Below are 12172 nucleotides of genomic sequence, written 5' to 3' on the forward strand. Positions count from 1 at the left end.
CGACGTATGCAATCGATAACTTCCCGTATACAATCGAATAAATTGTGAACTCGATTGATAAGAAGCGCGTCCGCTATGATGAAAAACCTTTAGTTGGTCAAGTGCATGCCGCGCAAAGAAAGATTTAAGCATAATAAATGGGTCATACATTACAATTCTACCAACTTTACCATACTAAATGATAATAGTTCCCATGTTTCTTTAATTTGCCACAAAGTTGTTTCAATCTTAAAACATATGGAAAAATGCATAGAAAAAGAATGAAGTACAGGGTAGGGTTAAAGTATAGAAAAGGAGGTATTAGAAATGAGAAAAACTTCAACACTCGTTCTAGGATTCCTATTAGTAGTGGCATTTTCAATGGTTGGCATGATGGCAAATCAATTAAAAGCCACCAAAGAAGAGGCGAACAAAAAAGAAGAGACAATTGTAGAAACACCAACACAAGTAGCGGGCATTGTACATAATCCTCCATCTTTGGATGATGTACCGGACGGCCCATTAGGAGAAGCCATTTTACGTGGTTATGAACTAACAAATGACACATCGAACGTTTTGAGAAGCGAAGCACCAACTGCCGCAGATGGTGAGGCACGTGTTAATGAATTATCATGTACTAGCTGTCACGCAGGAGCAGGTATGGAAGAGGAAGTATCATCACTCGTCGGGATGGCATCTGTATATCCCATGTACATCGGACGTTCAGGACAAATTGTTACTTTGGAAGAGAGGATTAATGGATGTATGGTCAGAAGTATGAATGGCCAAAAGTTTGCGGACGACGATGAAGATCTAGATGCAATGGTCGCATATTTAACGTATATTTCTGAAGGGATTCCTGTCGGTGCAGACCTTCCATGGCGACACCAAAGTAACATGGAAGACGTCCCGGTACCTAGCGTTGCGGATGGAGAAAAGCTTTATCAGCAATCCTGTATCGCTTGTCACGCCGCGGATGGGGCAGGTACAGGCTCTAATACAGGTCCAGCATTATGGGGTAACGGATCATTCAATGACGGCGCAGGGATTTCAAGAATGTCCAAAATGGCAGGTTACATTCAACATAATATGCCGATCGGGGCAGCAGGTACTTTGACTGATCAAGAGGCAAGTGATTTGGCAGCATTCATCCTATCACACGACCGCCCGGAATGGAAAAATCATGACAAGGACTGGCCAGCTGGCGGAAGACCAACTGATATCATTGATAAAGAGCGTCGTGAGCAAATCCAAAACGGTACAATTGATTGGAATGAAGTGCTCGGCAAAAACTGAGTCATAGCATAATAAAACCGCGTGAAACGAAGAGAGTTCACGCGGTTTTTTCATTAGCTCAAGCTTTGTTCCATTACCCGTAAAATTTCTTTACTAGAAATGGCACGCTCTCCGCCGCCTTGTACAAACGATTCATTTCCGCCACCTTTGCCGTTTATTAATGGCAAAGCCGCCGCTGATATTTGTTTCATATTCACTTCACATGATGAGCCACGAGCCGCTACAAACTGTAACTTATCCTCATTCTCCGCGACAAGCAACACGATGACTTCACTATCCAAGCCGACAAGAAGGCGCGCTAATTTTTGCAGCTCTTGTATCGATCGATGCTCAAATGTCCCTTTCACAATTGAATCATGCTGACAGGCCAATAAATCTTTCGCTTCATATGTCAACAATGCTTCTTTGGCATCTTCAAGCGATTTCTCCAACAGTTGTTGTGAAGATAGTAACTTCTCAATCGCTATACTAACACCGGTTTCCGGGGCACTTAATAATTTTGAAGCTGTTGAAAGTTCTTCATGTTTACGATGAAGCTCATCTAGTACGCGCTCACCACATACAAAATGTACACGAACTTTCCGTTTCTGCTTTTCCGTAGATAGGATTTTCAACATTCCAACTTCACCTGTTGAGCGGGGATGCGTTCCCCCACAACCGTTATAATCAAATTCTGGAATGATGACAAGACGGATTTCATCGTTTACAGCGACTTGTTTACGTAAAGGATAGTGCGCTAACTCTTCCTCTGTCACCCACTTCGTTTCAATAGGTCGATTTTCAAGAATGATCGAATTGGCCAATTTTTCAGCCGCTGCCAATTGATCTACTGAAATTGACTCCACGTCTAAATCAATCGAAACGAGCTCCTTACCTAAATGAAAACTTACCGTCTGGAAGCCAAAAAGCTCAACAAACGCTGCCGTCAAAATGTGTTGGCCCGCATGCTGTTGCATATGGTCAAAACGGCGCGGCCAATCAATTTCCCCTGTCACTTCTGGTGAACCTAGATAGTGCTCATCAAGAAAATGCCGAATTTCGCCGTCAACTTCCTCCACATCTATAACCGTAATCCCTTCAAGGGTCCCCGTATCATGCGGCTGTCCTCCACCCGTCGGATAAAATGCCGTATTATCAAGAACAACATAGGGACGCCCGTTTTCATCCTCACCACTATGTACAATGCATGCACGAAACGACTTTTGATACGCATCTTCATAATAAAATCGATTTTTTAACATAGAAACGTCTCCCTTGGAATGTGTAAATAGCACTGTCCATCTACAATATAATGACAGTTTAATGCTTCACGTAGTGTAAGTGTACATGAAATAAAAAAAGCTTCCCACTATTTCAGTGAGAAGCTCCGTTCATTTTTTTGCAAAAAAGTCACAATCCGTTCCATCAACCGATCATATTTGTCCTTCCATAACGACTTCATCGCAATCGTTAAAAATAGAAGTGACACTAGAAGAATACTAGATACAATCGTCGTCAGTTTAAAAAACAACATCTCGTTCAGTCCACCAATTGCGATGGAAATTGCAATACTACCAAGTAACATAATTGACACGATAGGCAGTAGCTGGATGAATAAATCATAATTTCTCTTTTTCATAAATTGAATAATGAAAGGCGATATAAAGCCAATCAAGAGTATATACAGTACAATAATTAACGTATCTAAAACGACCAAGAATTTATCCACTTTCAAGCCCCCTTGCTAATCTACTTTTACAATCTATACCCGATATCCACGCAAAATATTCATAGACAAAAAGAAAAAGAAAAGGCCCTAGCAATGAAGAGGGATTAGCATCCTACAAACGAAGCATAATTCCTCAGAACGCCGCATAACCGTTCATAAAAACCTAGTTTGTCAAAGGCATTCAGCGCGATAGCAACTCCACCAACAAAAAATCCACGCGATCATAAGTGTTCAAACGTGGCAAACTTCTCCTTAACGGTTCATATTCCACGCAAACGCGGCAAAACTCCGCAGAACGCGGCAAACTTGCCCAAAACAACTCATACTTCTTGAAAACTCCGTATAACCGTTCATAAAACCCTAGTTTGTAAAAGTCATTCAGCGCGACAGCAACTCCACCAACAAAAAATCCCCGCGATCATAAGTGTTCAAAAGCGGCAAACTTCTCCTTAACGGCTCATACTCCACGCAAACGCGGCAAAACTCCGTAGAACGCGGCAAACTTGCCCAAAACAAATCATACTTCTTGAAAACGCCGCATATCCGTCAATAAAACCCTTGTTTGTCAAAGGCATTCAGCGCGATAGCAACTCCACCAACAAAAAATCCCCGCGATCATAAGTGTTCAAACGCCGCAAACTTCTCCTAAACGGCTCATAATACAAGCAATCACGGCAAAATTCCTCAGAACGCGGCATATCCGCTCCAAACGCGGCATAATACCCCGCCAAAAACACCGCATAACCCAAAAAACAAAAAGGATGAACAAAAAAGTTCACCCTCTCCAATCAGTATTTATTCAACAATCTCAAAGCTCTCTAGCATATGCGTAAATCTCGCGCCATGCCCCTCTGCCGCTTCAAGAAAATATTTTTGCGTAATGACAAAGCTTCCGTCCTTACCATTACTGATCACGTATACATCCACGACTTTTCCATCCCATGTCGATTCAGTGAGGCCATGTAGCCAAAAACCTTCAACTGGCTCCGTCACCGTTTCGACCGGTCGCAATTCAGGAAAGTCCTTTTTCAATGCTTCCTCAATTTCCTTTACCAACAAATCCGGTTTTTTAGATGCGACCTGCTTAATCTCCATACTGACTTCAGGATAATTTTCAGGGAGGGGCTCAATCGTTGTTATGACTTCCGCTTCTTCTCCATTGATCATCTTATAACGCGATTCATCCACGTATATAACATATTCAGAATTGGCGCCTTCATTTAACGTAACGTTGGTCGCCTCATCTTTCCCCTCAAGACTTTGAATAATCTCCTTTTCCAGAACAAACATATCTTTTACACTCTTGATAAGGGCTAGGCCAGTGTCCGTTTGCAGAGTGAAAGCAATAATCACTGCCGCTGCAGCGACAATAACGGCGGAAATCAATCCTTTTCGTTTTTTCACTTTATGCTTCCTCCCTTTAAAAAGCTCTTCATCCAAATGACTCCAAATGTCTTCTTGCAGTTCATTCACAACATCATCTGTCTGCTTGTATAATGCCTTCTTCACATGCTCCTCAAAGTTACTCACCCGGATTCGCCTCCCTTTTAAACGGCTCCAATTGAACCTTCAGCCGTTTTCTTGCTTTAAATAATCGCGACTTGACGGTGTTTTGATTCAACCCTAAAATGTCCGCAATCTCTTTTTCGGAAAATCCTTTAATATATTTTAGGATGATTGGTATACGATGCCCATCATCTAAAGCTTGAATCACATCATAAAGATCCGCCAAATGGTCGAATGAAGCTTCTGCCAATGCTGCATTGTTCGCTAAATCAGAGGGTGAAATGTTCACCAATGAAGATTCTTTTTTCATTAACCGTAGGCATTCATTTGTCAGTATTCGGTAAAACCAAGGGTCAAAGGGTAAATTTGTATCGTAACTGTCAATTTGCCGGAAAACACGGATAAACGTTTCCTGCACCGCATCTTTTGCTAATTCTCGGTTGCGGGTAATTGCGGAGGCGGTGCGGATTGCGTTGCTTGCATACGCCTCATAAAATTGACGGAAAGCAAGTTGATTTCCGAAACGTATTTGTTTGACCCACGTATTGTCCTTCACGCGGCGCACTCCTTTCACTGCCAACGAATTTTGTTGTCTTCACTATATATACCCTTCGAATGTTTAAAAAGTTTTCAGCATAAAAAAAGATTTCACAAGAGCCAAAGCGGTTCTGTGAAATCTAGGTCGTTATAATTTCTTTAGTGCAATTTTACGATTTGCAAAGCTAGGCAACGTCATGCCGACTAAAATAATGGCGATGCCGACAAGTTGCAAGATGGTCAAATGTTCTTGCAATAAAAGCACAGAAGCTGTGACAGCTACCGGTAGTTCAATTGCACTCAAAATGGAAGCAGTCCCTGCCCCCACTTTCGGAATGCCGATTGAAAACAGTAAAATGGGCAAGATGATACCAAAGACACCTAAAATCAGTCCGTATATCCACAATCCATCGACCAATGTGCCATCAAACAAAATCTTCGGCTCTTGGAAAAATGTGATAGCAATTGCAGCAAAAAAAGACATGAACAGTAGCCGTGTTTGCATATCCATCTCTTCAACAGGACGTGAATTAGACATTAAAAAAGCAGAAAAACTCACTGCTGCAGCCATCCCCCAAGCCCAACCTTGCCAAGGAATGCCACTTAGGTCTGCATCAATGACTCCGGCCGCTAAAAGGGTTCCTCCGAACAAAAAGACCAATGCAATAACTTCAATCCGCTTAGGTAATCGCCGACGCGCGATACAGTCGAAGAGCATCCCAATCCATGTGAATTGAAAAAGCATGACCACGGCAAGAGAAGCAGGCATGTAACTAATTGCTTTACCGTAAACAGTTCCAGTCAAGGCGGTGAATAAACCAGCGATGACAAGCGTAAAACCGCCCCCAAACTTTGGGAGTTTTCGATGTGTCACAACGAAAATGATTACTGCTAATACAAATCCAATATAGTATTGGCTAGTCACTGCCTGGGCAGCTGTATAGCCATCACGGATAGCCAATTTAATGATCGTCGATAGTATACCATAACTGCTCGCACCAATAATGACGAACAATGGATACATCCAAAATTTCATGTATGCTCCTCCAGTCCACGAAATAGTATAGCACGGACTGAATGGAATAAGCATTGAAAAATCCTTTAGTTGTTCTATACAAACTAGAACAACAGGTGTTATACTATTTATAGAACAAACAAAAGGAAGGGTGTAAGTGGTATGGAAGAGTTAGCAAATATCCCGTGGAAGCTTATCGCGCCGGTGCTTGTACTGCAGTTCATTTTAATGGTAATAGCCTTAATTGACCTCATCAAAAATCAGCGGACAAAAGACTCGTTCATTATGTGGTTATTCATTATTTTACTTCTCAATCTAATCGGTCCTATTTTGTATTTCATCTTCGGGAGGCGTCAAGAATGACTCAACTTCTTCACGTGCAACAACTTACTAAGGTGTTTGGCAATCATCGAGTGGTAGACAGAATTTCATTTGAATTAGCAGAGGGAACTTCCACCGCGTTAATTGGACCAAATGGGGCAGGCAAAACGACGACATTGTCCATGTTGGCAGGGTTAGTGACACCTACAGAAGGAACGGTATTGTTTCATAATGAACAAAAGAAGGATTTGCGCTCATCTATCGGTTTTTTGCCGCAATATCCTAAGTTTTTCCCATGGCTGACGGCTTTGGAATTCACGGAGATGGCCGCTCGTTTAAGTGGGGTAGAAACGAAACAAGCGCGATTAGAGGCGCAGAAGACACTTGAATTTGTTGGACTTAGCGACGCATTAAAAAAGCGAGTGGGCACTTTTTCCGGTGGTATGAAACAACGTTTAGGATTAGCGCAAGCAATCGTACACAAACCTGAACTTTTACTGTTGGATGAACCAGTATCAGCGCTTGACCCAGTAGGGCGTCGACAAGTCATGAATTTGCTGAAAGAATTGCAGCAACAAACGACAATTTTATACTCAACGCACATTTTAAATGATGCAGAAGAAATGACGGACCAGCTTTTATTTTTACGAAAAGGTGTGCTAGTGGAAAATGGTTCCCTCACAGACGTTAGTAAAAAATATGCGAATCCTCGTATTCTTATTGAGTTTGAATTAGATACGGAATTTAAAAGGTTCGTCGCACTTGCGCCATGGAAGGCAACGAGTGAACGTCAACGTGTCTCAATCGATCCAATAACGGAAGAAACGAATATGTCAGAAGTGCTAGCGTTCTTGCATACCCATTCTTGCATCGTTCGAAAAGTTGAACTGCAAACCGCGAGCTTAGAAGAAATCTTTATGAAAGTGGTGGTCGAAGGATGAGAAATTTGGGGGTGTTATTGCAAAAAGAATGGCGGGAAAACGTCCGTAATTATAAGCTATTTTGGATACCTGTCGTGTTCATCATCTTCGGGATCATCGAACCAGTCACAAACCACTTTCTACCGCAAATTATGAAAAGTATCGGGAATATGCCTGAGGGGATGGAATTCGTGTGGCCGGAACTTCGAGGTGAAGATATATTTGTATCTTTAATGGGGCAATACCAGATGATCGGAATGCTTATTCTCATTCTTGCGTTTATGGGGTCTATCGCTAGTGAGCGAAAAAATGGGACGGCTACGTTGCTTTATGTACGACCGATGGATTTTGGAAGCTATTTTCTCAGCAAATGGATAGTTGTCAACGCCATTATGCTGGGAAGTATGTGGGCGGGTTTCCTAGCTGCTTGGTATTACATCGACATTTTATTCAACCCAGTTGATGTAGGGGAAGTCATGCAGTTTGCCGGCACATATAGTTTGTGGGTTGTTTTTGCGGTCACAGTCGTCCTTGCGTTAAGTGCATGGCTTTCCACAGGAGGTGTAGCGGGCGTTTCCATTTTGGTGTTAATCGTTTTACCGGTAATTGACTCTTTCGTTGGTATGTATTGGACGATTTCACCTTTGAAACTAGCGACGTACGCATCATATGCTTTTCAAGATGCGCTAGTGGAGACTTCAGCGGTTTGGCTGAGTATCGGATTAACTGTTGTGTTAATCATCGGGTTACTCCTGATTGGTATATTTTTCGCTAAGCGCAATGCTGCGAAGACGACTGTGTAAAGAGGATCTCTTGGGGGGAATGCCGCGTTCCGGGCGGTTATGCGGCGATTTGCTGGAATATGCTGAGTTCTAAGAGGTTATGCTGCGTTCGGGGGAACTATGCGGCTTTCCCAAGAAATATGCCGCGTTTGAGAAAAGTATGTGGTGTTCTAAAGCTTCAGAGTAAAATGGATACTGGATTCCCAATCAGCATGAACCCGCGTGGAGTTCCTGTAGGCGGAAGTTGTCTTTCGCGCAGAATGCTTTTACCAAACAAAAGGTTTTGATTTAGTGCTTTACAAGTAATCGAGAGCGTTCATGAGTATGCATGCTGTTTTCGTTCAGACTTTTAATCTCGTCCAGTATAAAACCGCGTGAAAGCAAGGTGTATGGAGCCATTGCTTCGCGCGGTTCTTTGTGGTTGCTAACAGGTGTAATTGGTTTTACTCGGTTGAAAATTTTTCTTCACTTGAGGAGGAGTCTTTCGTATCCCGTGGTCGATTTTCCTCTTCCTCTTCCATCCGCACATCCTCTAGTGGGATGGAGTCGACGGTTTGCATATCTTCATGCATGTCGTAAATACTTTCCTTGTCTGTTGGCAGGTTTTCAGGATTGTCCATGAACGAACCTTCTGCATCTTTTCTGTCTTTTTCCGTGAAATTCCGTTTTTTGTTCATGTGTGACACGTCCTTTCTTGTTACGCTTTTTTCTACTATTCACGTTTTAATGTGAGATGAAACATGCAGGTGTTTTTGATTGAAAATTGGGTAAAGTATACTAAAAGTCAAGAAGAATAGGAGCGTTTTGCCAAATGACGAAAAAGCATGTGGGAACATTTAATGGAGTAGATGAGGCGATAATAAAAATTACGGGATTACAAGCTGAAGGATATCGAGATGAACAAATTTCAGCGGAAGTGAGTTCGGAAAATGTCGCGTCTGCATTAGAGAAACGCACTTCAATAGTAGTCGATAAAATGACGGATCCACATCAAGAAGATCGAGCAGTATCGCTTTTCATTGAAGCTGAAGAAGAGGAAAGGGATAGTAGTGCTGAATTGACTGAAAGTGGAGAAGTTCTTTCCAGTGAGGATCATAACGAACCAAGGGATGCCAACTCCGAATTGGTGCCAAGAATTAATACAACAAACCTTTAAAAGGAGTAAGGGACAGTCCTCGTCACAGGGGGTATGACGAGGACTGTCCCTACCAATGAAAATGCATTATCGTCGGCTATGATGATCATCCAAATGTTCTTTGAATTCACCGACTTCTTGTTGGGCTTCACCTTTCAGTTTGTCCATTTTTCCATCAGCTTGCATTTTTGCATTATCGGTTGCATTTCCAAATTGATCTTTTGCTTCGCCTTTGACTTTATTGACTGCGCCCTTCGCTTTTTCAGAGTATCCATTGTCTCTCATGTTAACATCCTCCTTAAATCGTTGTAGTTATTGGATACCCCACAGAAAAATTTACTAAACGCAGCAAGTTAGCAAATTGTTTTTCTAGTTGTCATGAGGGGAAAGTACTTAATAGAGTTCGTAATTTTGCGGACAAACTCATCTTTCTCGTCTATGGCGAGTTGGATATAATGGTAATGTAGCGATATGTTTTGGAGGAGATGGCATGATTCGAAAAGGACGTTTTGCAATTTGGAATGAGAAGGAATATCCCATTGTTTCAAGAGATCGCAAATACTTTCTACAATCAGAAAATCTTGAGGATGCGCAGCAAGGCTTTATCAGCTTAGAGCAGGAAGGTGTACTCTTTAAAGAAGTTGCAATCCAAGAATTGGAGGATGCATACGAAATTTTCCCTTATGCAATGCTTTCAGGCTACCGTTTTGCGATGGAAAGCTATAACGAGCAAAATGGAATGATCACGCTCGTTACGAATAATCCGTATGCAATTAAAAAAGTCGATGTCAGTCCACATGGCAAAGATGAATACCAGATACAGATTCCGTTTGAACAAATTACGGTTTTAGAAGACCGAATACCGATACTTGGATTTGAAGAATGAAGGAAGGGAGCGAGGAACTCTCTTCCTTTTTTCCTGCTCGCAAGCAGGTGAAGCGGTGCAAGTTGTCGTTACGATCCTTGTTTCAACAATTGTAGGACAGATTGAGCTTGTTGCATATGCAACGAGAGGACGTATTGGCTCGCTTGCATAAGCACATTCGCTTTTGTCAGTGCCATCATTTCTTTTGCGATATCGACATCTCGTATGCGTGATTCTGCTGCAGTCAAGTTTTCTTCCATCGTCAATGCGTTGTTGTAAGCATGTTCTAGACGATTGATGTAGGCGCCCATTCTAGAACGTTCGGAGGAAACCTGTTTAATGCCATCGTCTACAAAAGAAATCGCGTCATTCGCTTGTTCTTGTGTGGCGATTGAAGCATCTTTCAGTGCGAGTGCGTCGATCCCCATATTCCCGATTGTAAATTCTATGGATTGTCCAGCATTCGCTCCTGCTTGTGTTTTGAATGAAGACTGAGATCCATCGAGCAACGGTTTTGTATTGAATTCGGTATCTTTCGAAATACGTTGAACTTCTTTTTTTAACTCTTGGAATTCGAGTTCAAGTTGTTCACGGTCGACATCTGTCATCGTACCATTAGCAGCTTGAACACTTAACTCACGCATGCGTTGCAAGATTGCATGGGTTTCGTTCAACGCACCTTCTGCAGTTTGAAACATTGAAATACTATCTTGAATATTACGTTGCGCTACTTGAAGACCACGGATCTGAGCACGCATCTTTTCCGATATTGCTAAACCAGCCGGGTCGTCTGCTGCGCGATTTATGCGTTTCCCTGAAGAGAGTCTTTCCATAGATAGAGCAATTTGACTTTGATGCATGTTCATATTCCGAACGATGTTCAATCCCATTGCATTCCATTTGCCGAGCATACCTGTTCCCCCTAAACAGTCATTATAGTTAGTATCGGACTAATATGGAGAATGTTAACAATTATGTGCTACTATTCAGGTTTATTGTTAATTTTGTACAAACTATCGTCTGTTTGTGAAGGTGTCCCACGGCCATCCGTATTATTGGAGATGAAAAATAAAGAATCTCCGTCTGAGTATACGTCACGAATACGTCCATAGCCTTCAATCGTATCTACTATTTTCATATTTTCAGGATCAATAACCAATATTGCTTCTCCACGAAGTGCAGCTACATATAACAACCCCTTATGAAATGTCATTCCCGAAGGTGCCCAAGTTTCATTGTTTCCTGATGTAAGTAAAGGGGCTTCCGTCCCCGTCAATGTTTCCTGTCCTTCGACGAGTGGCCATCCATAATTCCCACCTTGAATAATCCTGTTCAATTCATCATTTGCAGATGGTCCGTGTTCTGAAGAATAAAGGTTTCCTTTCTCATCCCACGCAAGTCCTTGAGGATTCCGATGACCTAAGCTAACTATCGTGAAGGTTCCATCCGCTTCGAGTTTTAAGATTTTTCCATTAAAACGTGTTGGATTCTGTGCTTTGTTAGGAACAGATCCATCACCAATCGTTGCATAGAGCACGCCTTCCGGTGATAATGCCAACCGACCACCATGGTGGAATGAGCCGGATTCAACCGCATCCAATAGGATAGCTTTTTCGTGCCATGCGTTGTTATCGTACGTGAGCGTCACAATTCGATTAAAGGGCTTACCGTTTTCGTCATACGTATAAAATGCATAAGCGGACTTGGATTGACTGAAATCGTCTTGAAGCACAAATCCTAGTAAACCTGCTTCAGCTGCATTGGATAACGATTTTGAAAGGTGGACGCGTTGACGTTCTTTTGTTCCGTCTTGTTTGATTTTCACAATCGTTCCGTTGCGTTCTGTTATGAAGAAGTTCTCACCGTCTGATGCAATCGCCCAAGGTATTTCTAAGTTGTTTGCAATTTTTTCAATGCTTCTATGGTTCGCATCAAGTTCTTTCGATGAACAACCTGCTAAGACAACTATTACAAGTATCCATACAAATCTTTTCATTGATAACCGTCCTCTCAACAAATATTCAAGAAATGTACCGTGTCTACAGAATTCAAATTCAACGAGTATGAAAACCAGGGAGAAACGGACATGCTAGAAATGACTACATCGA

Annotated in this window: 15 protein-coding genes; 6 read left to right on the forward strand and 9 right to left on the reverse strand. The window is 42.1% G+C overall.

What is annotated here, in order from left to right; translation table 11 throughout:
* Positions 1-306 precede the first annotated feature (306 nt).
* On the forward strand, positions 307-1275 hold the full coding sequence (locus tag NRI27_RS14030) for a c-type cytochrome (protein WP_371391295.1): 969 nt from the start codon (positions 307-309) through the stop codon (positions 1273-1275).
* A 53-nt stretch (positions 1276-1328) separates the two neighbouring features.
* On the opposite strand, the gene NRI27_RS14035 is transcribed toward NRI27_RS14030, so the two are convergent.
* The 5 genes from NRI27_RS14035 to NRI27_RS14055 all read right to left on the reverse strand — a co-directional run bounded on the left by NRI27_RS14035 (position 1329) and on the right by NRI27_RS14055 (position 6062).
* Complete coding sequence (locus NRI27_RS14035; protein WP_371391296.1) at positions 1329-2516, reverse strand: alanyl-tRNA editing protein; 1188 nt, start codon at positions 2514-2516, stop codon at positions 1329-1331.
* A gap of 107 nt (positions 2517-2623) precedes the next feature.
* Positions 2624-2983 (reverse strand): hypothetical protein, encoded by a 360-nt coding sequence (locus NRI27_RS14040; protein WP_371391297.1) that lies wholly within the window; start codon positions 2981-2983, stop codon positions 2624-2626.
* 795 nt (positions 2984-3778) lie between these two features.
* Complete coding sequence (locus NRI27_RS14045) at positions 3779-4513, reverse strand: hypothetical protein (RefSeq protein WP_371391298.1); 735 nt, start codon at positions 4511-4513, stop codon at positions 3779-3781.
* The gene (locus NRI27_RS14050; protein ID WP_371391299.1) at positions 4506-5045 is read right to left on the reverse strand and encodes an RNA polymerase sigma factor; all 540 of its coding nucleotides are present in this window, start codon (positions 5043-5045) and stop codon (positions 4506-4508) included. The genes NRI27_RS14045 and NRI27_RS14050 overlap by 8 nt, the downstream gene beginning before the upstream one ends.
* A 129-nt stretch (positions 5046-5174) precedes the next feature.
* Positions 5175-6062 carry an EamA family transporter gene (locus NRI27_RS14055; protein WP_371391300.1) on the reverse strand — a complete coding sequence of 296 codons (888 nt, stop codon included), beginning with the start codon at positions 6060-6062 and terminating at the stop codon, positions 5175-5177.
* A gap of 141 nt (positions 6063-6203) precedes the next feature.
* On the opposite strand from NRI27_RS14055, the gene NRI27_RS14060 reads away from it, so the two are divergent.
* Genes NRI27_RS14060 through NRI27_RS14070 form a run of 3 tightly spaced genes read left to right on the forward strand, consistent with a single transcriptional unit; the run spans position 6204 to position 8085 of the window.
* Positions 6204-6404, forward strand: a complete 201-nt coding sequence (locus NRI27_RS14060) for a PLDc N-terminal domain-containing protein (RefSeq protein WP_317945693.1) — start codon at positions 6204-6206, stop codon at positions 6402-6404.
* Positions 6401-7303 (forward strand): ABC transporter ATP-binding protein, encoded by a 903-nt coding sequence (locus NRI27_RS14065; protein WP_317945692.1) that lies wholly within the window; start codon positions 6401-6403, stop codon positions 7301-7303. Before NRI27_RS14060 ends, NRI27_RS14065 begins: the two co-directional genes overlap by 4 nt.
* Positions 7300-8085: an ABC transporter permease gene (locus NRI27_RS14070; RefSeq protein WP_371391301.1), complete on the forward strand. Its 786-nt coding sequence runs from the start codon at positions 7300-7302 to the stop codon at positions 8083-8085. Before NRI27_RS14065 ends, NRI27_RS14070 begins: the two co-directional genes overlap by 4 nt.
* A gap of 422 nt (positions 8086-8507) precedes the next feature.
* Here NRI27_RS14070 and NRI27_RS14075 read toward each other — a convergent pair whose 3' ends face one another.
* Positions 8508-8741 (reverse strand): hypothetical protein, encoded by a 234-nt coding sequence (locus NRI27_RS14075; protein ID WP_371391302.1) that lies wholly within the window; start codon positions 8739-8741, stop codon positions 8508-8510.
* A 134-nt stretch (positions 8742-8875) separates the two neighbouring features.
* Between NRI27_RS14075 and NRI27_RS14080 the strand changes: the two genes are divergently transcribed.
* Positions 8876-9220: a hypothetical protein gene (locus NRI27_RS14080; RefSeq protein ID WP_371391303.1), complete on the forward strand. Its 345-nt coding sequence runs from the start codon at positions 8876-8878 to the stop codon at positions 9218-9220.
* A 66-nt stretch (positions 9221-9286) separates the two neighbouring features.
* On the opposite strand, the gene NRI27_RS14085 is transcribed toward NRI27_RS14080, so the two are convergent.
* Positions 9287-9484: a CsbD family protein gene (locus NRI27_RS14085; RefSeq protein WP_317945686.1), complete on the reverse strand. Its 198-nt coding sequence runs from the start codon at positions 9482-9484 to the stop codon at positions 9287-9289.
* Positions 9485-9689: 205 nt separating this feature from the next.
* Here NRI27_RS14085 and NRI27_RS14090 point away from each other — a divergent pair, with 205 nt between their 5' ends.
* Positions 9690-10085 (forward strand): hypothetical protein, encoded by a 396-nt coding sequence (locus NRI27_RS14090; RefSeq protein ID WP_371391304.1) that lies wholly within the window; start codon positions 9690-9692, stop codon positions 10083-10085.
* A 68-nt stretch (positions 10086-10153) separates the two neighbouring features.
* Here NRI27_RS14090 and NRI27_RS14095 read toward each other — a convergent pair whose 3' ends face one another.
* Both NRI27_RS14095 and NRI27_RS14100 read right to left on the reverse strand, forming a co-directional pair.
* The gene (locus NRI27_RS14095) at positions 10154-10975 is read right to left on the reverse strand and encodes a flagellin N-terminal helical domain-containing protein (protein WP_371391305.1); all 822 of its coding nucleotides are present in this window, start codon (positions 10973-10975) and stop codon (positions 10154-10156) included.
* 71 nt (positions 10976-11046) lie between these two features.
* The gene (locus NRI27_RS14100; protein ID WP_371391306.1) at positions 11047-12060 is read right to left on the reverse strand and encodes a PQQ-dependent sugar dehydrogenase; all 1014 of its coding nucleotides are present in this window, start codon (positions 12058-12060) and stop codon (positions 11047-11049) included.
* Positions 12061-12172: the final 112 nt, after the last annotated feature.

Source organism: Sporosarcina sp. OR05, assembly GCF_041414805.1.
Classification (GTDB): Bacteria; Bacillota; Bacilli; order Bacillales_A; family Planococcaceae; genus Sporosarcina; species Sporosarcina saromensis.

What these genes read in the sequence shown, in the direction of transcription:
- NRI27_RS14060 (WP_317945693.1), top strand. Translation starts at nt 6,204, where the DNA reads ATGGAAGAGTTAGCAAATATCCCGTGGAAGCTTATCGCGCCGGTGCTT.
- NRI27_RS14080 (WP_371391303.1), top strand. Translation starts at nt 8,876, where the DNA reads ATGACGAAAAAGCATGTGGGAACATTTAATGGAGTAGATGAGGCGATA.
- NRI27_RS14090 (WP_371391304.1), top strand. Translation starts at nt 9,690, where the DNA reads ATGATTCGAAAAGGACGTTTTGCAATTTGGAATGAGAAGGAATATCCC.
- NRI27_RS14030 (WP_371391295.1), top strand. Translation starts at nt 307, where the DNA reads ATGAGAAAAACTTCAACACTCGTTCTAGGATTCCTATTAGTAGTGGCA.
- NRI27_RS14075 (WP_371391302.1), bottom strand. Translation starts at nt 8,741, where the DNA reads ATGAACAAAAAACGGAATTTCACGGAAAAAGACAGAAAAGATGCAGAA.
- NRI27_RS14085 (WP_317945686.1), bottom strand. Translation starts at nt 9,484, where the DNA reads ATGAGAGACAATGGATACTCTGAAAAAGCGAAGGGCGCAGTCAATAAA.
- NRI27_RS14055 (WP_371391300.1), bottom strand. Translation starts at nt 6,062, where the DNA reads ATGAAATTTTGGATGTATCCATTGTTCGTCATTATTGGTGCGAGCAGT.
- NRI27_RS14070 (WP_371391301.1), top strand. Translation starts at nt 7,300, where the DNA reads ATGAGAAATTTGGGGGTGTTATTGCAAAAAGAATGGCGGGAAAACGTC.
- NRI27_RS14095 (WP_371391305.1), bottom strand. Translation starts at nt 10,975, where the DNA reads ATGCTCGGCAAATGGAATGCAATGGGATTGAACATCGTTCGGAATATG.
- NRI27_RS14035 (WP_371391296.1), bottom strand. Translation starts at nt 2,516, where the DNA reads ATGTTAAAAAATCGATTTTATTATGAAGATGCGTATCAAAAGTCGTTT.
- NRI27_RS14100 (WP_371391306.1), bottom strand. Translation starts at nt 12,060, where the DNA reads ATGAAAAGATTTGTATGGATACTTGTAATAGTTGTCTTAGCAGGTTGT.
- NRI27_RS14065 (WP_317945692.1), top strand. Translation starts at nt 6,401, where the DNA reads ATGACTCAACTTCTTCACGTGCAACAACTTACTAAGGTGTTTGGCAAT.